Annotated in this window: 14 protein-coding genes; 7 read left to right on the plus strand and 7 right to left on the minus strand. The window is 53.1% G+C overall.

The annotated features are described in order from the left end of the window. Positions 1-12: 12 nt before the first annotated feature. From FRD01_RS00100 to FRD01_RS00130, 7 genes are read right to left on the minus strand one after another with little or no spacing between them, the layout of a single operon-like run. Positions 13-2,382, minus strand: coding sequence for a BatD family protein (locus FRD01_RS00100; RefSeq protein ID WP_249756235.1), 2,370 nt, complete (start codon positions 2,380-2,382; stop codon positions 13-15). Beyond that, positions 2,382-5,441 (minus strand): VWA domain-containing protein, encoded by a 3,060-nt coding sequence (locus FRD01_RS00105; RefSeq protein ID WP_249755873.1) that lies wholly within the window; start codon positions 5,439-5,441, stop codon positions 2,382-2,384. The genes FRD01_RS00100 and FRD01_RS00105 overlap by 1 nt, the downstream gene beginning before the upstream one ends. A 7-nt stretch (positions 5,442-5,448) precedes the next feature. Further along, positions 5,449-6,498 (minus strand): vWA domain-containing protein, encoded by a 1,050-nt coding sequence (locus tag FRD01_RS00110; protein WP_146956496.1) that lies wholly within the window; start codon positions 6,496-6,498, stop codon positions 5,449-5,451. After that, positions 6,495-7,421 (minus strand): hypothetical protein, encoded by a 927-nt coding sequence (locus tag FRD01_RS00115; RefSeq protein ID WP_146956497.1) that lies wholly within the window; start codon positions 7,419-7,421, stop codon positions 6,495-6,497. Before FRD01_RS00115 ends, FRD01_RS00110 begins: the two co-directional genes overlap by 4 nt. Then, a complete protein-coding gene (locus FRD01_RS00120) occupies positions 7,411-8,289 on the minus strand; it encodes a DUF58 domain-containing protein (RefSeq protein ID WP_146956499.1) in 879 nt (292 codons plus the stop codon). The genes FRD01_RS00115 and FRD01_RS00120 overlap by 11 nt, the downstream gene beginning before the upstream one ends. Before the next feature lie 3 nt (positions 8,290-8,292). Then, positions 8,293-9,282 (minus strand): AAA family ATPase, encoded by a 990-nt coding sequence (locus FRD01_RS00125; RefSeq protein ID WP_146956501.1) that lies wholly within the window; start codon positions 9,280-9,282, stop codon positions 8,293-8,295. 31 nt (positions 9,283-9,313) lie between these two features. Then, the gene (locus tag FRD01_RS00130) at positions 9,314-10,006 is read right to left on the minus strand and encodes a ribonuclease HI (protein WP_146956502.1); all 693 of its coding nucleotides are present in this window, start codon (positions 10,004-10,006) and stop codon (positions 9,314-9,316) included. Positions 10,007-10,218: 212 nt separating this feature from the next. Between FRD01_RS00130 and FRD01_RS00135 the strand changes: the two genes are divergently transcribed. From FRD01_RS00135 to FRD01_RS00165, 7 genes are all read left to right on the plus strand, one after another. Further along, positions 10,219-10,707: a hemerythrin domain-containing protein gene (locus tag FRD01_RS00135; protein WP_146956504.1), complete on the plus strand. Its 489-nt coding sequence runs from the start codon at positions 10,219-10,221 to the stop codon at positions 10,705-10,707. Between the two features lie 63 nt (positions 10,708-10,770). Beyond that, the gene (locus FRD01_RS00140; protein ID WP_146956506.1) at positions 10,771-12,654 is read left to right on the plus strand and encodes a DUF8809 domain-containing protein; all 1,884 of its coding nucleotides are present in this window, start codon (positions 10,771-10,773) and stop codon (positions 12,652-12,654) included. A gap of 8 nt (positions 12,655-12,662) precedes the next feature. Continuing rightward, positions 12,663-13,664 carry an AAA family ATPase gene (locus FRD01_RS00145; protein WP_146956508.1) on the plus strand — a complete coding sequence of 334 codons (1,002 nt, stop codon included), beginning with the start codon at positions 12,663-12,665 and terminating at the stop codon, positions 13,662-13,664. Then, the gene (locus FRD01_RS00150) at positions 13,624-14,553 is read left to right on the plus strand and encodes a DUF58 domain-containing protein (RefSeq protein ID WP_249755874.1); all 930 of its coding nucleotides are present in this window, start codon (positions 13,624-13,626) and stop codon (positions 14,551-14,553) included. Before FRD01_RS00145 ends, FRD01_RS00150 begins: the two co-directional genes overlap by 41 nt. Before the next feature lie 21 nt (positions 14,554-14,574). Next, a complete protein-coding gene (locus FRD01_RS00155; RefSeq protein ID WP_249755875.1) occupies positions 14,575-16,413 on the plus strand; it encodes a vWA domain-containing protein in 1,839 nt (612 codons plus the stop codon). After that, positions 16,410-19,118, plus strand: coding sequence for a VWA domain-containing protein (locus FRD01_RS00160; protein WP_146956512.1), 2,709 nt, complete (start codon positions 16,410-16,412; stop codon positions 19,116-19,118). The genes FRD01_RS00155 and FRD01_RS00160 overlap by 4 nt, the downstream gene beginning before the upstream one ends. Then, complete coding sequence (locus FRD01_RS00165; protein WP_249755876.1) at positions 19,115-20,080, plus strand: COX15/CtaA family protein; 966 nt, start codon at positions 19,115-19,117, stop codon at positions 20,078-20,080. The genes FRD01_RS00160 and FRD01_RS00165 overlap by 4 nt, the downstream gene beginning before the upstream one ends. The last annotated feature ends 14 nt before the right edge of the window (positions 20,081-20,094 follow it).

Below are 20,094 nucleotides of genomic sequence, written 5' to 3' on the forward strand. Positions count from 1 at the left end.
GCGTCCTGATGCCTATTCGGTGACGAACTCAACGTTTGATTTGAGCGTCCACGCCGAATCTTCCCCAATAGAAATCTTCACCCAATCACCTCGCTCCTCCATTGAACGGAGCATGGTTCCTGCGGAGTATCCCTTAACATCTCCTCGCACACTCGCGTGAGGTGTGGGGCCCGACCTAAACTCCACTTTGTCTTTTGTGATGATGACAGGCGCCACCGAGGTTTCGACCCATGACTTGGCCGTCCAGAGAGCGACAATCGCCAAAATCATGAGGATAGGTGCCAGAATGAACGGCCTGAATGCTGGGCGCTTGCGTGCGAGCAAAAGAAGCGCGACGAGCATGCCCAAGGCCCCAAGTAGGGCGGCAGGCAGCGAGTTTTCGCCGAAACTCATGAAGGCGCGCCACCAGAATAGTTGGTCGTCGTGGCCTTCCAAAACTCTTCCAACCCGCGTGGATTGTATGGTGTTCAGGCGCACGATCTTGGCGATCGTTTCTTGGTTTGACCGAGTTGATGAGTCCCACGGGTCTTGCACCCAGGCGCGCTCTATCTCGAGCCTAGCCTTGCCCCAGTCACGGTCTTCTGCCGAGGCTATGGCCATTTGATGGTGTCCACTTGGTGCTTCTGCACGTGCTTCTTGGGGCACGAGCCCGAAGGCCAGCGCGGCAATTGCGAACTTTGCGAAAATGGATTTGGCTTCTGAATGAAGTCGCTGGAACGTGGAATCCGTGCTCTTGTCAGGGGCGAATCTCTTTTCCTCACAAACTTTCAACACTTCAGCGATTATCTGGGCATCGTTGGAGTCGAAACTCGCGGAAGTTTCCAGGGTCTTGATGATACGATGGGTCGAAAGTGCGGCTCTATTGGTTTCGAGAATCTCGACGAGGAGTTCACCCACTGTATGAGAGAGATCATCCCAGCTCGTAGCCGTTTGAAGGGCCGCAATGAGCTCCTTTTGGCGAGCCTTCTTTCGGCGCAAAGGTTCCCCTTTTTCCCACCAACGTCTGGCGAAAGGTTCGAAGAGCAAGAGAAGAGAGATTAGGGAGAGAAGGGTGAGAGCGAGTCGCCAAACTAAGTTGTCTGCCAAACTTACTTGGCTTGAAGCAGCTTCGTCAGCTGGCTTTAGTTGCCCTAGAAGTTCATTGACCATCTCTTCGGCCTTATTCGAAGTTGAAGAAAGTGTGGATTCGCGAACCTCTTGCGGCGCTTTCGCGGAAGGAGGAAGGGTTCCCGGAGCGACCGAGAGCAAAATGGGTTGGGTCTCAAGAGTCTCATAAGTAGCCTTTTCGGGATTGAAGAAGGACCATGTCATACTTGGGATTTCAACTCTTCCTTCTTCAAGTAGGAGAAGGGGAATCTCAACTCTCTTTTCGCCGTAAATCTTTAAGTTTCGGACCTCTTTTTTGTGAGATTCGTTGGAGTCTAATGCCCTTAGTTTCGGGATTTGTGGGAAATCCGGCAGTCGGAGTTTTGTGGGGAGACCGTTGCCACGAGCGGTGATCCGAAGCCGAATGGTGTCTCCGACTTTAGCCGTTCTGGTATCGACGCTGACATCGAGGTTCCATTCCCCTACATTTCCCTCGTAGAACGAGGTCGGGGCGCCCGGTGGCAGCGGTAGAACATCAATCTCGAGAGGTTCAGACTTGATGCGAACTTCTTCGCGCCTGAAGAACGAACTTTGCACGAGTGGAAGTTCTAGGGGCTCAATCGTGGTGCGACCCGCGCGCAGCGGAAACAACGCATAGGATCGCAGGGCAATCTTGTTGACTCTTCGACTGCCTGCGGAAACCACCTGACGTGAGTTTAGCTGGCTTGAGAGGTCTTCGACCCAAAACTCATCGAGTGGTGGTTCATCCGGAGGCATGGGTTGTACGTCTCGGAGACGAACGTCCAAGTAAAGGTGGTAGTGCAAGGATAGTTGCTCTCCAACGTAGACTTGGCGAGGAGGGTCTATTTCGCTCTCAACCCATGCTTGTTCGTTGCGAGTCGTCTTCGGAGAATTGCCGGGGTCCACGACTTGGTAAGATACGGAAGGAGCTCTTAATATCTCGTCGCCTACTTTTCCTTCAACTCCAGCAATCTCAAAACGACCTTTGGTTTGAGGTTGAATCGCCCATATGTAGGAAATCGAACGGGTAGAGATCCCATTGATGTTCACAAATCTCGGGGATTGTGTGCGTTGAAGTACTCTCGCCTCACCAAAATCCGGCAGCGTTGTCAAAGCCATATCTCCATTGCTCTTCGTGGCAATGGTGACTTCGTACCTGAGGGTTTGGCCCACCTCTACGATATTCGGGTCGATGGAGGCGGTCATCGAAGATTGCGCAATCACAAGGCCTGGAAGGGCCCAGAACATGAGGATAAAAAAGAGTCGCAAACGCATCACCAATCTCTCTCGATATAAAGATTAGGCATGTTTTCGAGGGCTTTTTTCATCTGGAAGTTGTGGTCGGTCTCTTCGAGCGACTTTAGAATGTCTTCGACACGATCCATCTCTGGGTTTTCAGAGGTATCCGTCGGTTGCGGGTTCATTTGCGCCTCTTCCCTGGGCTCTTCTTCTCCTTCTTCGGGCTGAGCAGATTCTGATTCTGCCTCTTCGTCTTCTTTGTCTCCATCCTCTTGGTCTTGTTTGTCTTGCTGGTCTTGCTGGTCTTCGTTGTTCTCCTGTTCCTCTTGTTCTTGCTGCTCCTCAGATTCAGATTTGTCCTGATTCTCCTGAGGCGGCTGGGAAGGATTCAATTGAACCAAATGGTAGAAGTCTTGTTCGCCCCGAACGCGCAGGAGCGCTGACTTTTCGTCGAGCTTCTCGGTCAAAAGAAGGGATCTCAGCGGAAGTGCATCTGGAGTTTGTTCTTCCGGTCGCACACCGGCGTGAAGAATCTGGTCACCACCTGCTGACAGGTGGTCGATTTGGATGTCGGAAAGGTAAGGGTCTTCTTGGTCCGCTGGAAACGCAGTGAGAGCGACTCCAACGTGAAGTTTGGGGTCGTCTTCCTTGAGGCCTAGCGAGAAATAGTCGTCGTCGGATTCACACAATCTTAGATATCGATGAACCGGCAATTGCCCGTCGAGCTCGGCGGCAGATTCAGGCAGGTCATTTTCTTCATAACGGTCGTCTCCAACGTCGCAGGGTAGAAAGTGGTAGGTGTCCAATTTGTATGGACCTTGCTCATCATCGGATACACCTCCAACGCGAACCAGAAGGGTCGTGGCCGACGAGATGTCCCGAATGCCTGCCGTCAGGTATCCAGAATCCTCAACGCCCTCTGAAAGCACCTGCATGGTCTCGGCGTCCATAATCTGAAGAGTTGGAGCAGGAGGAGTTCCTCGTTCTTTGTCCTCAGAAACGCTTACATCAGCGAAGAACGAGTCGCCGGGGCCGACCTCGATCTTGAACCAATCTTCATCGCCCGGGCAAAGATGAGCTGGACCGGTCTCCGGCGTGATGACGCTTGCATTTTGGGGTGAATCATTCGGTTCTGTGGCCTCTTGAAGTGCCTGACAAGGCGGTATGGTCTCTATCTCAAGGGAGTAGCGAAAGTCCCGTCCTGGAGAAGAGGAAACCTTCAGTAGGACTTGGCTTTGAGCACCCACAGTGGTCTGGTCGACCAAGACTCGGTCGAGTGAGCGCGCCGTCTTTTTGGAAGCTATGTCGTTGGCAAGTGTCTCTTCGGAGCCTTGGTCCACGGCGACCACGTTTTGTCCGTTAGATGAAAAGAGTGAAATCTGTGCGTCTTCCGGTTTTGTGAGAAAGGGCTCTTCTTCCGTAAACAACTCTCGAAGTGGCTCAAAGTTCGCCCGTACAGAAACCCGCGTTCCGGCCATGGCTTGGATGCGGAACCAATCATCGTCTTCTGCGCAAATCACCGCTTTGGGTACTTTGAGTTCTTCCAGCGCCGTAGCAGATAGCGGCTCATCGTTCTCTTCAAACTCATCGTCGATCTCGCTGCAGGGCGGATACATCTTGAGAAAGGCCGCTTCGAGGTTCTTGCGTGCGATCGCGCGTTCTTCGTCGGTTGCCGCAGCAGGGTTAGCGTCAGCAACAACCAAGGCGTCTTGGAAGAGTTTGTAGGCATCGGACCATTCCTGGCGCGCACCCAAGACAAGTCCGAGATTGATCGACGCATCAAAGACCAAGGAAGGATTGTCGCTTTCTAGTGCTCGGGCGAGCTTTTCGCGCGCTTCATCCTGGGCTTCGGTCAGATGCTGAAGCGTGCCAATATTGTAGTCTAGTTCAGGAGATGAGAGCACTTTGGTCTCGATACCGTCGAGCTCTGCTAGTGCTTCGGTAGGATTGCCTTGAGCGAGTAGCTCCTTGGCGTTTTCTACTTCTGAGACCTTCGAGCGTAAGGCGTCTTCACAGCCCGTCAGAATGATGAGGACTGACGCAACACCTGCGAGTCCAAGCTTTCGCCGACGCTCACTGAGTAAGATCCCGAAACATAGAAAGAGCAAAGCTGGCAAGAGGAAGAAGTAGTAGCGCTCGCGGTAGCGCTCTTTAAGAAGCGTCTCTAACTCGGTTTCCTCGAGCTTCTCGATTTCTTCAAGAATAGCGTTCGCAGCTGAGTTCTCGCCGTCAAAGTAGATATAAGCTCCGCCCGTGATCGTGGCGATTTCCTTGAGCATGTCCTCGTCAAGTTTGGACCTGACGATCTCTCCCTTTCGGTCGCGCTGAAAGCCAGACCTAGTGCCATCGGAGCGAATCGAAGGGATTCGCTCTCCACTGCGGGTTCCGATGCCTAGGGTGAGAATTCTAATACCGTGCTCCTTGGCAAGTTGCGCGGCGGCAATAGGGTCCGACTCGTGGTCTTCACCGTCGGAAATGAGAACAATCACTTGGTTCTTGGCTCTCTTCATGCTTAGAGAGTCATCCCCATCTCTTGACTTTCCGGTCAGAAGTTCAACTGAATCAGAAATGGCGCGGCCAAGCGACGTGCCACCCACCGGCATATGGTTCGGGTTCATCTTGTCGAGATAGAAGCGAATCGCAGAATAGTCGGCGGTGAGAGGCGATTGTGCGAATGAGATGGCGGTAAAGAGGACCAGAGCCACGCGGTCACCGCCCAGTTGGGTGAGGATGGTCTTGATTTCGCGTCGTGCCGCCTCGAGTCGGCTCGGGACAACGTCCTGAGCCAGCATACTTTTGGAGATATCGATGGCAAAAACGAGGTCAACACCGGTTCGTTTAACCGGCTTGTTCGTCTGTCCCCACTGAGGTTGAGCTGCAGCTATGGCAATGAAGATAGCGGCAAGTACGAAGGAGATCTGCTTTAGCCTTCGTCGCTGAGGGCTGAACGTTGCGTACATCGACTCGAGGGCGCTGCCAGATTGGATTCTCAATCGGACCCGCTGCGTCCAACGCGAGTGAAAGACGAGTGCTCCCAACATGATAAACAGTGAGACCGGCACTAAGAGGAGTGTTTCAAGATGTTCAAATTGCATCACAACCTCACGGAAACCGTCGTAAAAAGGTGTGGCGAAGTAAGAACGCCAGAACAAGCGCGGCCAAGGCCCAGAGCAGTAGAGGACGAAAGAGTTCTTCCGGGTCCACACTCGTCGTATCTCTGATACGGGTACGTTCGAACTCGTTGAGGATCTCGTGCAAATCCCGTTTGAGTGTTTCGGCGTCGGCCGCATGGAAGTAGCGACCTGAAGTGCCTTCGGCGATCTCTTTGAGCAGCTCCGGATTCACCGGGAATTCCGTCTCCCTGTAAACGATTGTCCCGGTAAAAGGATCGCGACCTGCTGGAACTAGAGTTGGACCCTTTCGTCCAACCAAAATGGGGTAGACCTTGATGCCGAGAGATTTGGCCATTGTGGTGGCCTGCTTAGGAGAAATGTTCCCCCCGCGTCGGTCACCATCTGTGATTAGAATGAGAATCTTGGTTCGTGCGTCGGAGTCTTTTAAGCCCGAGATGCCCCGTCCCATCGCATTTCCAATCGCTGTACCACCTTCGTCGATATCACCGAGCTTGAGTGAATCGAGCATGGAGATAATCGTTCGTCGATCGAGCGTAAGTGGGAATTGAAGGAACGCATCTTTGGCGAAAACAACCATGCCGATGCGGTCGTAATCTCGCGTCGAGACGAACTCTTGGAGAGTATTAACGGCCGCTTCGAACCTTGTGAGCGGGTCTTTGCCCATACGATTGAGGGAACGAACCTCGTCTTGGGTCTGGTCGATTGCGCGCATAGAGCCCGACATGTCGAGGGCTAGAAAGATGTCGATTCCTTCGACTTCTACTTCTTCTGGCTCCACGAGCTGTGGTCTCGCAAGCGCAAGAATACAGAGCGTCAGACTCAAAATAGTCAGGATTTCCGGAAGTGGGTCCAAATATCTCTTCCATCCGCGGGTTTGGGCACTGAGCTGACTCACACCCGTGAATCGCACTGATTGAGTGCGTTTCCGAGCCAGCTTTGGCACCAAGAGGAGTGCCACCATCACTGGGACCAGCACCAAGAGGAGTAGGGCGGGCCAGAACTCAAATTGGAAGTTCATGCCGCCTCCTCGGTCGCTGCAGTTTCAATGGGCTTCGTAAGCTCTACCACGGTGAAACATCGCGTGAGCGTTTCGTTCGCCTGAGTATCCGTGGGCAGATAGCCGCCAAACTTCACGAGGTCGCAGTGCTCAAGGATGCGTTTGATGTCAAGAAGCTCAAGTCCTCTTGGCCACTCGACGGACTCAAGCCTCTCGAGAATCTCTGTCGTTGTAAGCTCAGTACCCGGAAAACCGAATCGTCGGCCGAGGTATTCGCGCAGAGCCTCGGACATTCGGACGTAGAAAAGCATGTGCAGGCCATCGCTCAAGAGCGTGTCGGACTGCAGCGCGGACAGCTTTTCTAACGCGACTTCGTGCGCGGGGCGGGCAGGCACGTAGATTTCTTCATCAAGACGCTGGCGCCGACGCGAATAAAAACCGATCAACCCCCCGAGAAGTGCAACCAGAGTACCTCCTGCGACCCAAAGCAAGGTGTAATCATCTTGCCAGACGCTTGCCAGAGGTTGTGGGGGTGAAAAGGTGGGTTCTTCGTTCTCGAAGTTAGAGAGGACCTTGGCCTTGAACTCCGGCGTTGAGAGCTCTTCTATCTGATCGCTCTGATCGACGACTTTAAAGGTCAGTGGTCCGAGCGTTCCAATTCCAGGCCGAAAGAGTCCGTACTTCAGCTTGATTTCGGTGCGTAAGCCCGACTCGCTCGGTACGGTCGTCTGTGTCTGGTCAATGGGAACAAATCTCGAGGAGCCCAGTTCTTCGGGCATTACAAGAGTTGTGTCCAATGGATGTTGAATCTCCACAACCAGGTCTACAATTTCTCCCGCGCGCCAGGAGTCCTTTTCGGGCCATTGGGCTTGAATCTTAGAGGTCTGACCAAGCGCCATTGCCGGCAAAAGCAGGAGCAACACTATCATTGCTTTAATGGACACGTTTCGACCTCCTTCTGAAATAGGCCACCAATGGCTCAACGTAGTTGGAGCCCGTGGTTATTCGAATTGGGTCAATTCGGAGTTTGCGAAACATCTGGTCGCGCGCAAAATTGCGGTCCAGGACTGCACGGTCGTAAATCTCGCGCACTCTCACGTTGGACGTATCTACCAGGACGATCTCGCCGGACTCGGGGTCTTCGAAGGGCACGAGTCCGAGGTCCGGAAGAGATTCTTCCATCGGGTCTGAAATCACGACCGGAATGACTTCGTGTTTCTGGTTAACCAGATTGAGAGTCTTTTCGAACCCTGAGTCTAGAAAGTCGGAGACCAGAAAAACCACTGCTTTTTTACGATGAACCTTGAGCAAGAACTCAAGAGCGCTCTGGGTATGGGTCAGGTGCCCCTGAGGACTCGTGTTCAGGATCTCAGTAATGACTCGGAGTACGTGTTTTCGTCCCTTTTTAGGTGGGATAAACGTCTCAATCTGGTCAGTATAGGTGGCGAGTCCAACGCGGTCGTTGTTCTTAACCGCCGTGAACGCCAGAAGGGCTGCTATCTCGGCGGCGGTCGCAAGTTTAAGCTTTTCTCGGCTGCCAAAAGCCTGGGAGCCTGAGGCATCAACCAGCAAAAAAACCGTCAGTTCCCGTTCCTCTACAAATTGTTTGACGAACATTCCGTTCATACGCGCAGAAACGTTCCAGTCGATGACGCGGATGTCGTCTCCGGGCTGATATTCTCGGACCTCAGAAAAGTCCATACCTCGCCCTTTGAACACGGAGTGATACTCACCCGCGAGCTGGTCGTTCACCGCTCTCTTCGTAGCGATTTCTAGCCGTTTAACAGCTTCGATCAGGTCTGGAGGTAGCATGGTTTAGGGTACTTCAATGGTCTCAAGCATTTCGTGAACAATATCTTCGGAAGTCACCTCTTCGGCCTCAGCCTGGAAGCTGAGGACGACACGGTGTCTGAGAATGTCCGGCGCGACAGACTTGATGTCCTCGGGCGTGACGTAACCACGGTGGTTGATGAACGCGTGAGCACGCGCTGCCAAGTTGAGGAAGATCGTCGCACGAGGGCTTGCGCCATACTCCAGATAATTCTCGATGCGATTGAGTCCGTACTCTTTGGGCTCACGCGTGGAAACGATCAAATCGACGATGTAGTCCCTGAGTTTCTCATCGACAAAGATTTTACGAATGAGCGATTGCGCCGAGAGCACTTCCTCTGGACCAGCCACTGGTGTCACAGAGGGCATCTCGATTTGGTCGGCTATGCGGTCCATAATTTGACGCTCTTCGCTTCGAGTGGGGTATCCCACCTTGAGCATCAACATGAAACGGTCTACCTGGGCCTCAGGAAGGGGATAAGTGCCCTCCTGCTCAATCGGATTTTGAGTAGCTAAAACCAGGAACGGGGAGGGCAGCTTATACGTCCGGTCCCCAAGGGTTACCTGCCTCTCCTGCATGGACTCGAGCAAAGCTGATTGCACTTTAGCGGGCGCGCGGTTGATCTCGTCGGCGAGCAGGAAGTTTGTGAACACTGGCCCTTGTCGGGGCACAAAAGTCCGCTCAACTTGGTCGTAGATCATGGTGCCGACCAAGTCGGCAGGGAGCAGGTCAGGTGTGAACTGAATCCTGCTAAAATCCATGTGGAAGCAATCAGATAACGATTTAACTGTGAGCGTTTTAGCGAGTCCGGGTACGCCCTCTAGCAACACGTGGCCGCCGGTCAAGAGTCCAATCATGAGCCTTTGGACCATATAGTCCTGACCGACAATGACCTTTGAGAGTTCTTGTTGAACCCGTCCGACAAACTCCGACTTTTCTTTAATTTCAGCGTTAAATTCTTCGGTTTGCGACATTTCAAAAAGCTCCGACATCGGTTCTGAAAACTTAATCTTTGATGGATTGTGTGGCTTGGAAGTCAGCCCGTTCGTTGAGTAGGTGGCCCGCGTGCCCCTTGATCTTGATGAGCTCAGGCTTCTTCTTGAAACGTTTGTAGGCCTGCTTTACGGCATCGACCAACTCCACATTTTCTTTGGCTTTCCAATTCTGAGTGAAGATGCCAATTGCAAGCTGTGAGTCTGTATAGATTCGCACTTTCGCGGCGTCGTCTTTAACGTGATCGAGCGCAGCCTTAATGGCCAAAAATTCGGCGATGTTGTTGGTTCCGTGGCCGATAAACTGCCTGGCCTCAAGATACTCACCTTGATGCCTTAGGACCCAACCCCAACCGCACGGTCCTGGATTCTTCGCGCAAGCCCCATCGGTGTGAAACTCCCAGAGCTCAGCCGGAATTGACGCCTGATTTTCGAGGCCCTCAGGTTTCTCGGTGTTGAAAAGAACCTCACCTTTGGGTGTCTGCCATACTAGTCGATCGACACCACGTTTACTGGAGTTCGACGGCTTTGGTTTGCTCGGTGCGCCCGATGGTTGAACATTTGCGAGGGCAGCGCGGTAGATTTTGGCGTCTTCGGAGTTGGAGTATTTCATGAAGACCTTTCCGTTTTCTTCAACCGGAGTTCCGTTCTCGGTTTGAATCCAAACGCGATCTTTTCCTTTGAATCGTCTTTCTTCCCACGTCATGGCTTCCTCAGTGTCCAGTCAGGGCGCGGACCCTAACTTGACATGCGCGTATCGTAAAGGTCGCGCGTCGCAAACCTTGGCACGTATCGAAAAAATTCCAGCCGAAAATTTTTTGTCTTAGCTCTTGGACTTCAAAGGGTGTGAGTGTTGCCAAAAGGTCAGAGGCTACGTAGTCTCCGAGTGGGCCCGGAGCGCGAATTTAAGGAGTGAGGATGTCGGACGACGTACTGAAGCATATACTGCACGAGCATCGCCACTTGGTGCGTCTTTTTGACGACGCCTATGAGTCGTTCAGCAAGATTAGTCGCTCGGAGCTCGACGATTCTGAGTTGAACGAAGCCCTTCAAAATGCAGCTGACGACTTGGAGGTTGCGCTCGAGGATATGATTACGCACTTCAATCAAGAGGAGGAAGTCCTCTTTGTAGAGATTGAGAACCGTTTTCCTTCCATGGCCGAGGCGATTGAGTCGCTCGTTCAAAACCACGAGGCGATTGCGGCCGATACACGTTGGCTCCTCGCGTTCTCTGGACGTCGAAACCACAAGTCCGCTGAGTTTGAGGAAGCATTGAGCGTGGTGTCTCGAGTCCGGGACGCTATTTCGGCACATACCCGAGATGAAGCTCGAATTTATGGAGAAGCTTTGAGTCTAATGGATGAAGCCTCACGAGCAAAAATGCTCGATGAAATGAAGGAACTCTAAATCTTTTTGGAATGAAGTTCGTTCTTTTTCACTTAAATCAGGGAAGAACAACGTGAGAGGTCCATGTCGGTAGAATCTGAACATTTGAGGAAAATTGAGGCGGCGGTCAAGCGGCTTGAGCTTCGTGTGAAAACTCAGCGTATGCTCGAGTCTTTGACCACAGGCCTGGCTCTTTATTTGCTGCTCTCTGCACTTTCGCTCGTGATGTTCAAGACTGGATGGATGACACCGAATGAGTTGTGGACGCTCCTCGTCGCTTGTGTGGTGGTGCCGTTCGTCATGGTTCTACGGGCGTGGCTAAGCCCTGTGGATATGATCGATTTGGCGCGCCGAATCGACCTGAGTCATCACCTTCATGACCGACTTTCAACCGCGCTGAGCCTTGCCAAAGGTGATTTGGACGCGTTTGGGCGCGCTCAGATTAAGGACGCTGCTAGGTTTGTGGATAGCGTGGACTTAAAAGTGTCGGCGCCGTTTCGTTCACCTCAAGATGCTGTTCTTCTAGGCGTCATCTTTGGCGTGTGTGTGTTTCTCTTCCTTCTCAATCCTCCTTCTCATCAGCACGAGCTGCCTCCTCCGTTTGAGGTAGTACACGAAGAGGTGTTGGACCAAGCCACCGTCACCGTTGAGCGAGAACGCATAGAGGCGCTTAAAGAAGAGCTCAAGGACATCGACGACCCAGCCACTCAAGAGGCTCTGAAGGAACTCGAAGATTTGCTGACTGAGGTGGAGAACCGAAGCATCTCTCGACGTGAGTTTCTGGAGCGTTTGAGCGAGATTGAAGAGCGTCTTTTTGAGAAGCAAGACGAGAAGATGAATGAGCTGGCTGAGGCCCTAAAGGAGGCCGCTGAAAAGCTTGAAGAAACTGCGAAGGAAGACTTGGAGAAGTCTCCTGAGGTCAAGAAGCTCGTCGATGCGCTCAAAAAGAAGGACCTTGCGAAGGCGGCAGAAGCGGCTGAAGAACTGGCAAAGAAGCTCAACAATGACGAGATGTCCCAGAAAGACTTGGAGCGACTCGCCAGTGTTTTAGAGAAGTTTTCTGACCTCATTGATCCCGAAGATCCTCGGCTGCAAGAGTTGATGAAAGAGAATGAGGAACTCATCCGAAAGTTGGAAGATCTCTTCGACCAGGGAAAGCTCTCGGACAAAGAGAAGGAGCGTCTCAAGAAGCTCAAGCAGGATCGGGACGAAATGGAGCGAGGTAACGCCCAGAAAGGGAAGATGACGTCTCGCGAGCTCAAACAGCTTAAGCGCAAGACCGAGGAGATGGCCGAGACTGCAAAGAAGGCGGCCGAAGAGAAGAAAGAGAACGGCAAAAAGGGGGAGAAAGAAGGGGAGGAGAAGTCTTCTGACTTTCGAAATGAGGCAAGCCGTAAGGCCGAAGAGGTGAAACGGACTCTTGAGGAAGGCGCAGAAGAACAGGAAAAGGCTGAAGCCAGAAAGATGGCACAAAAGCAGCTCGAAGAACTCCGCGAGGCGATGCAAAGACAACAGTCTCAGGGCGAGAGCGATGAGAAGTCCGAAGAACGCGCCGAGCAGATGAAGGACTTTCTCGAAAGAGCCAAGGGGGAGGGCGGCAATGCTACGAAGAAAGAGAAAACTGGCGAAGGCGGGGAGGATGGTTCGGACCAGGAGGGATCCAAAGATACTGAAGCAAAGGCCTCAGATTCGTTCAATCTCGGGGAAGGTGACCGCGAACTCGGGGAAGAGACTAAGGTCGACTCAAAGGCGAAAGATGAGAATCTAAGCGGTCGGGACGCCAAGGGCGCATCGAAGTCGGAGATTATCAAGGCAGCGAGCGAAGAAGGTTTCGCCACGACCGAATACAAAGATGTGTTTGTAGACTACGAGTCTGTTGTAGAAGAAGTGATGGAAAAAGAGAAAGTACCGCCCGGGTACAGATACTATGTGAAGCGATATTTTCAATTGATACGTCCTCAAGAGTGAGAGTTTAGATGTCTGAAGCGGCTGTGGAGAAGGAAGTCGAAGCGTACAAAGCTGATTGCACCAAGATGCTCGACGAGGTCGGCAAGATGATCGTGGGTCACCGCGAGATCATCCAGGGGGTGATCATCGCGATGCTCTCGGGTGGCAACGTACTCCTCGAGGGGGTGCCGGGCCTTGGTAAGACCATGCTCGTCAAAACCTTGTCGGACACGATGGGGCTCAAATTCTCGAGGATTCAGTTCACTCCCGACCTTATGCCCAGCGATATCTTGGGAACGATGATTCTGGCGGAATCGGCTGATGGCGCCCGCGAATTTAGGCTCGAGAAGGGCCCGATCTTCTCAAATATCGTACTTGCCGACGAGATCAATCGCGCCACTCCGAAGACCCAATCGGCGATGCTCGAGTCCATGCAGGAGCGCAGCGTAACGATTGGTAAGGAGACGATGAAGCTTGAGGATCCGTTCTTTGTGTTGGCCACACAGAACCCTTTGGAGATGGAAGGCACCTATCCTCTTCCCGAGGCGCAGCTTGACCGATTCCTTTTTAAACTCCGTGTGGAATTCCCGAATTTGGAAGAACTACACACGATTATGGATCGCACGACCGCACGCGAGCAGCCTACGGTATCGGAGGTTATGGGTAGAGAAAGGCTTCTTCAGATGAAGATGTTTGCTCGTGATGTTCCGGTGGCGAGGCACGTGCAGGACTATGCGCTTCGAATCCTCCAGGGAACGCATCCGGACAACGCGTTGGCATCGCCCAAGACGAAAAGATTTGTCAGGTTTGGGTCGTCTCCGCGCGGCGCGCAAGCGATTCTAGTGGCGTCCAAAGTAAGAGCACTGATGGATGGACGGTTCAACGTCTCAGCTGAGGACGTGCGTGCTTCGGCGCTCCCCGCCTTGCGACATCGTGTAATCATGAACTTCGAGGGTGAAGCGGAAGGGGTGTCAACTGACGAAGTGATTCATGAAATCATCAAGAATACTTCCGAAAAAGCGAAGGCCTGAGACGATGGGGGACCAAGAGAAGTTCGATGAAGAGTTCCTCAAACGGCTCGAATATCTTTACATCATGTCAAAGAAGATCGTGGCCGGTGCGAACTGGGCCGAGCGTAAGACCCGAATTGTGGGAAGTGGGCTCGAGTTTGCGGACTTCCGCAATTATTCTGCGGGAGACGACCTTCGGAATATCGACTGGAAACTCTTTGCTCGTACGGAAAAGCTCTTCCTCAAACTCTACGAAGAAGAGGAGGACCTCTTCATCTATTTCTTGGTCGATACAAGTCGATCCATGTTCATCGGGAATCCGACCAAGTTTTCGTATGTGCGCCGGGTCGTGGCGGCACTCTCCTATATCGGCCTCTCGAACTTCGACCGCGTAAGTATCATCCCGTTTTCAGACGCATTGACCGGGAGACTTCCTCCCGCGCGTGGAAAAGGCCAGATATTTAAGGTTTTTGAATTCTTGAACGGTGTCGAAGCAGCCAAAGCAACCAACCTTAAGGATGCGTTCAAGACTTTTGTCGCTCAGAACAAACGACGCGGAATTGTGGTGGTATTGAGTGATTTCTACGACCCGTCTGGGTTTGAAGAAGGTCTCAACATGCTTCGGTATCACAAGTTTGAGCCCATGGTGGTTCACGTGTTTGATCAGCGTGAGCTCGACCCGAATATTTTGGGTGATGTCCAGCTTGTGGATTGTGAATCCGGAGCTGTGACGGATGTGACGGTAACGCCGGCGCTGAAAAAGGCGTACGCAAAGGCGTTTGAGGCGATGTCGGAGTCGCTTCAAGAGTATTGCACTAAGAGACAAATTTTATACTTTCGCGCCCCGATACAATTGCCCTACGACGAGCTCATCATGGGTGTCTTCAGGGCCGGTGGCTTTCTCAAATAGGTCGTGATGCAGTTTACAGGAATGGACATCAATAGTGTCGTAACGCTTGCAGCCCTCGTTGGCCTTGCAATTACGATACTTTACGTCCTCAAGCTGAGGAAACGGCGTGTCGAGGTTCCGTTTTCGCCGCTCTGGCAAATGGTTCTGACCGAGCAGAAGAAGTCCAACGACCTCTGGCAGCGCCTGCGGCGCATCCTCTCATGGCTCCTATATTTATTGATCGCCGGTCTTCTGGCGTTTTCCTTGCTCGACCCGCATTGGGGCACCGAGAGCTTGGACGGCAGGCATTTGGTGCTCCTCGTGGATAACTCAGCGAGCATGGGAGCCACGGATGTTTCAGGGGCGGTGGATCGCCTCGATTTGGCGAAGCGAAAGGCGCGTGAGGTAGTGAGTGGGCTTGGTCCGCAAGACCGAGCGATGCTTGTGACTTTCAATGACCAGGTGCGCCCGTTGAGTCCTTTCGTGGCTGAGACATCCATCTTGGAACCTTTGATATCCGGGATCCAAGTCTCAGCGACGGGAACCTCTTACGACGAGGCGCTTCGTTTTGCACAGAATGCTGTGGAGGGACGAGAGAATGCCGAAATCTTGTTGTTCAGCGATGGAGCGGGCCCTGATTTGACCCAGGAGTTCGAGGGGAATCTGAGGCATGTGAAGATCGGAGAGACCGTCGGAAACCTTGCCGTCACTGCGTTTAATGTCCGCCGCTACATCTCGAACAAGTTGGATTTCGAGCTCTTTGTCGGTGTTAGAAATTACTTCGAAAGACCTATCGAAGCCGAGATTGAGATTTGGGCAGACGGTGCACTTGTGGACACGAAACCGGTCGAGATTCCTGCACAAGATGTCTATCAGGGTTACTATCCTAGTCAGGCAGTTTCTGGAGAGAAGTTGGAGGCGAGGGTGAGGCTAAAGTCTCGAGATGCCCGTGACATCCTCCCCCTCGATGACCGGGCGTATGCGCTTTTGCCGCCTATTCGTAAAACGAGCGTGTTGTTGGTCACGGAAGGAAACTTGTACCTCGAAGGGCCGCTTCTCTTGAATCCGAATCTCGATGTAACTCAGGTAACCCCTGAAGCCTACAATCCTGAGGCTCGATACGACGTGGTGGTCTTCGACCGCGTGGCGCCTCCCCAGGGTGTGAGCCGAAACTACTTCTATCTGAGCCCAACCGGTGAGAATTCTCCGTGGCAAATCACGAGAACGGTCAATGACCCGATCATAGAGAGGATAAGCAAGGGCAATCCGCTTTTACGTTGGATCACGCTGACAGACGTGAACATTGGGCAGGCGGATCAGTGGCGAACCACCAATGAAGACACCATCATCGCGGCGTCTGAGTCTGGCGTTCCAATCCTTGTGAGCCGAGTTAGTGAAGGGAAGCAGCTCTTGGGGCTCTCGTTCGATGTCCGAAACTCAGATTTGCCTCTACGTGTGGCATTCCCAGTTCTTCTGATCAACGCGATAGATTGGTTCATGGGCGACGATGGTACGCTGGTGGAAGGCTACAAGACCGGAGAGACTTGGGCAGTTGAAACAAGTGCCGAGGGAACTGTAGTGGTGCTCGGTCCACAAGGCGTCCAGATTGACGCCCCAGTGTTTGAGCGTCGCGCCACATTCTATGGTGAAGTGCCGGGATTCTACGAGCTTCAAGACCCGGCCAAACAGACCATTGCGGCAAACCTCGCGAATTTTGAGGAATCGGCGATTGCTCCTAAGGAGCTGACTCCTGAGCGTCAAGACGGCTTGGACAATCTAAGCCGCGAGAAGTCGATGGACCCCTGGATTTGGCTCGTTCTAGCGGCGCTCGCGCTCCTCTTGGTGGAGTGGTTCACCTACAACCGGAGGATGACGGTATGAAACCGATACTGCGTGAGTCCGCGTTTTGGGGAATTCTAGCCGCTCTCTGGCTTGGTCTTGGGTACGCATATTACGAATGGGTGCTTTCGACGTCCGGGGAGATCATTGCGTTTGAGTGGGCCGGCAGAAATATCGAGATTATCGCGCCGTATTTTTTCGGTGTCTGGCTCCTTGCCCCTCTGGTGATTCTACTTCAGCGCCGCACTCTAAGTGACCTTCCTTCCTATCAACGTTGGTTGAATGCTGGTTTTCGCATCTTCATCATCTTTGTTATCGGACTGGGTCTTGCCCGTCCGGTGGTGACGAGTTTTGAGTCGAAGGTCAGCACGATTTTTGTGGTGGATACGTCTGCTTCAATCCCGGATTCGGTGCTCTTGCAATACCAGGCGTTTATTGCAGAAGCAATTAAGTCCAAAGGTGAACGGGACTTCTTGAGTGTGATTGCAGTCGCTGAGAAACCTTACGTGGTTGAACTGGTGGATGGTGAACTCAGAGAGATTCCTCGCCCGCCGGAGGCCGAACGACTGGCCTCCGACATCGCGAGCGCGATTCGAATGTCCTATGGAGTGTTCCCTCAGGATCATGTCAAGAAGCTCGTTCTGCTTGGTGATGGAAATGAAACTCGAGGTGATGTGCTGGGAGAGGTGCACAAAGCTCGCGCGTTCGGCATTCGCGTCTACCATAAGGAGATCGAGTTCGAGGCTCCGAAGGAGATATTGATCCGTTCGCTAGATTTTCCTGATGAAATCAAAGTGGGCGAGCCCTTTACAATGGTGGCTCGAATCTTCTCGAACTACGAAACCAATGTCGATCTTCAACTCTGGCAGAACGATTTCAAAGACGGAAACCAAAGTGTTGATTTGAAGCCCGGCATCACCGAGGTCACGTTCAAGACAGAAGCCTACGAGCCCGGTTTGCGCCGTTTTCGGCTCGATATGGCTGTCAAAGGTGAAGACACCTTCAAAGAGAACAACACGTATGTTTGGGACGCTACCGTCTCCGGAAAGCCTCGCGTTCTCTACATCGAAGGCGAGCTGAGGTCGCGCCTCTACCTCGAGCGGGCGTTGAGGAATGAAACGTTTGAGCTTGAGACAAGAGGCCCTCAAGGTGTGCCGACCACTCTGGAAGAGTTCGCAAGTTACGACTTAGTGATTCTCTCCGACGTGGCCGCAATGTACGTGTCTCAAGCACAAATGCAGCTCATCGATCGCTATACCCGTGAATTGGGTGGCGGTTTTATCATGGTGGGTGGCGAGTCTTCGTTTGGCCCGGGAGGATATTACGGCTCGTACTTGGAAAAAGTCTTGCCGGTTGGGTTTGAGCCTGAGAAGAAGCGCAACACGCCTACGCTTGCGCTCATGCTACTCATCGATAAGTCGGGTTCGATGCAGGGGGACCGGCTCGATCTGGCCAAGGAGGCGGCAAAGGCGACCGTTGAGATTCTCAAGGGAGAGGACCGTGTTTCGGTCGCTGGCTTTGATGATGGTGTCTTCCCAGTCGTGACCATGCAATCGGCTTCGAATAGGGTGCGAATCGCAAGCGATATCAGCAGGATGAGTCCGAGTGGCGGAACCAACATCGCAAAGGCCCTCGAACACGGGTTCGAGCAGTTGGTGATGGTGAATGCGCGGAGAAAGCACGCGATTCTCCTGACTGACGGTCACGCCGACACCGCAAATATCTTCACGGAACTCATGCCGGCGTTTCGCATCGAAAACATCACGGTATCGACAGTGGCTGTAGGGTCGGGGTCCGACACCACCATGCTTCGGCGTATCGCCGAAGGCGGAGGAGGACGTTATTACTACACGAACGACCCCTACAGCGTTCCGCGAATCTTCATGAAAGAGACGAGCATGGTGTCGCGGACATCTATGGTCGAGGAGCCGTTTAGGCCGAGAATCGTGAAGCGTGCGCAGGTGCTCGAAGGTATCAACTGGGCAAGTGCACCGTATCTTCTTGGGTACGTATCGACACAAGCTAAACCTCAGGCTGAGCTCTTGATGGTCTCGGACCACGGCGAGCCGGTACTCGCGCGTTGGAGAAATGGTCTTGGTAAGGTTGTCGCATTTACTTCCGACCTTAAGAACAGATGGGCTGTGGAGTGGGTTCGTTGGCCTGGATACGCAAAGTTTTGGACACAATTGATCCGCGATACCATGCGTGCCAACGAGGAAGATAGCCTCGCGATGGTGGCTGAGGTTGTGCAAGAGGAAGCGCGGATCGTGGTGGATGCTGTCGGCGACGACGATCGCTACATCAACGATTTGAAGTCGACCGTAAACGTCACAAAGCCAGGTGGTGAAACGATGACGGTGGCGCTCGAGCAAACAGCTGCCGGGCGGTACGAGGCGAGGTTTAAGCTCGAAGAATTTGGTTCGTACGGCCTTAAAGCCGTGCACGAGAAAGACGGAGCGACGATGGCTGTAAGCCTCGCGACTCTGACACATCCGTATCCTCGGGAGTTTCAGTTTGTCGAGGCGAACCACGAGTTGCTTCGGCGTGCGGCTGAAGTTGGCGGAGGACAGACCAATCCAGAAATTTCGGTATTATTCGACTCGATGGGCGAAGAATCGAAACATCGCCGGGAACTTTGGCCGCTCCTGATTGTTCTAGCAGTGGTTCTTACGGTATTCGACCTCGCGTTGCGTCGAATCCGTTTGAGCGGTGCGACAGAACTTTCATGGGAGCGAGTAATATCATGAAAAGGGTCAGTGGTTTTGTGGGGGCTGCCTGGGGTTTCGTTGTTTATCTCCTGGGCGTCATTCTTTTCGGGGCATGGGTTCGGATTACACATTCTGGCGCGGGCTGCGGCGACCATTGGCCGACGTGTCATGGCGAGATCATTCCATTCGAGCCTTCGACCGAAACCATTATCGAGTTCACGCACCGTGTGACATCGGGAATGTGCGGGATTTTCGGGTTCATCATCATCTTTTGGGCTTGGAAGAAGTACGGGCGAAATCGGGTGTTCTGGGCCGCCGTTCTGACTCAGGTCTTTATCATCATTGAAGGGTTGATAGGCGCGGGTCTTGTGCTCAAAGAGTTGGTGGCTGACAACGACTCCGTAGCCAGAGCCGTGGTGATATCGCTGCATCTCGTTAACACGCTGGTTCTGATGGGGGCGGCGACAATGACAGCGTGGTGGGCGCAAGGAGGAGCAACCCCGAGATGGTTCGCGGGACGCGACCGACAGGCTATCCTTTTGCGTATCGGCGCTCTCCTACTGATTGCGACGAGCATGAGCGGTGCAATCACGGCTTTGGGTGACACGCTTTTTCCCGTGGATGCTTTGATCGGAGAGGGCCTTTGGGCGCGTGTCCGAGGGGATTTGGGTCCGGCCAATCACTTCCTCGTACGACTTAGAATTGTGCACCCGATTGTAGCAGTACTTTCTAGCGTGTGGTTTCTCGGCGTTGCCGCATGGACGCGCTACAACTATGGGGCAAGGGCCCGCTTAGTGGCTAACCTTCTAGGTGGAGTAGTGTTCAGTCAGATCATCATCGGGTTCGTCAACATTGGTCTTGGAGCCCCGGGATGGTTGCAGCTCGTCCATCTTACGATGGCTCAAGCTGTGTGGGTCCTCTGGCTCTTATTGTGGAGCGAGACCGCGAATTCTGGTGGACTAGACGATGCAGTCGTGTCGGGCTATGATGACGGGAAATAGAAGCTTTTGAGCAA

Origin of the sequence: Microvenator marinus (genome assembly GCF_007993755.1) — a bacterium.
GTDB lineage: Bacteria > Myxococcota_A > Bradymonadia > Bradymonadales > Bradymonadaceae > Allomicrovenator > Allomicrovenator marinus.

Bases quoted from the DNA above. Each gene is read 5' to 3' on its own strand.
- FRD01_RS00125 (WP_146956501.1), bottom strand. From the start codon at position 9,282: ATGTCGCAAACCGAAGAATTTAACGCTGAAATTAAAGAAAAGTCGGAG.
- FRD01_RS00110 (WP_146956496.1), bottom strand. From the start codon at position 6,498: ATGAACTTCCAATTTGAGTTCTGGCCCGCCCTACTCCTCTTGGTGCTG.
- FRD01_RS00120 (WP_146956499.1), bottom strand. From the start codon at position 8,289: ATGCTACCTCCAGACCTGATCGAAGCTGTTAAACGGCTAGAAATCGCT.
- FRD01_RS00150 (WP_249755874.1), top strand. From the start codon at position 13,624: ATGAAATCATCAAGAATACTTCCGAAAAAGCGAAGGCCTGAGACGATG.
- FRD01_RS00155 (WP_249755875.1), top strand. From the start codon at position 14,575: ATGGACATCAATAGTGTCGTAACGCTTGCAGCCCTCGTTGGCCTTGCA.
- FRD01_RS00145 (WP_146956508.1), top strand. From the start codon at position 12,663: ATGTCTGAAGCGGCTGTGGAGAAGGAAGTCGAAGCGTACAAAGCTGAT.
- FRD01_RS00105 (WP_249755873.1), bottom strand. From the start codon at position 5,441: ATGCAATTTGAACATCTTGAAACACTCCTCTTAGTGCCGGTCTCACTG.
- FRD01_RS00140 (WP_146956506.1), top strand. From the start codon at position 10,771: ATGTCGGTAGAATCTGAACATTTGAGGAAAATTGAGGCGGCGGTCAAG.
- FRD01_RS00165 (WP_249755876.1), top strand. From the start codon at position 19,115: ATGAAAAGGGTCAGTGGTTTTGTGGGGGCTGCCTGGGGTTTCGTTGTT.
- FRD01_RS00130 (WP_146956502.1), bottom strand. From the start codon at position 10,006: ATGACGTGGGAAGAAAGACGATTCAAAGGAAAAGATCGCGTTTGGATT.
- FRD01_RS00100 (WP_249756235.1), bottom strand. From the start codon at position 2,382: ATGCGTTTGCGACTCTTTTTTATCCTCATGTTCTGGGCCCTTCCAGGC.
- FRD01_RS00135 (WP_146956504.1), top strand. From the start codon at position 10,219: ATGTCGGACGACGTACTGAAGCATATACTGCACGAGCATCGCCACTTG.
- FRD01_RS00160 (WP_146956512.1), top strand. From the start codon at position 16,410: ATGAAACCGATACTGCGTGAGTCCGCGTTTTGGGGAATTCTAGCCGCT.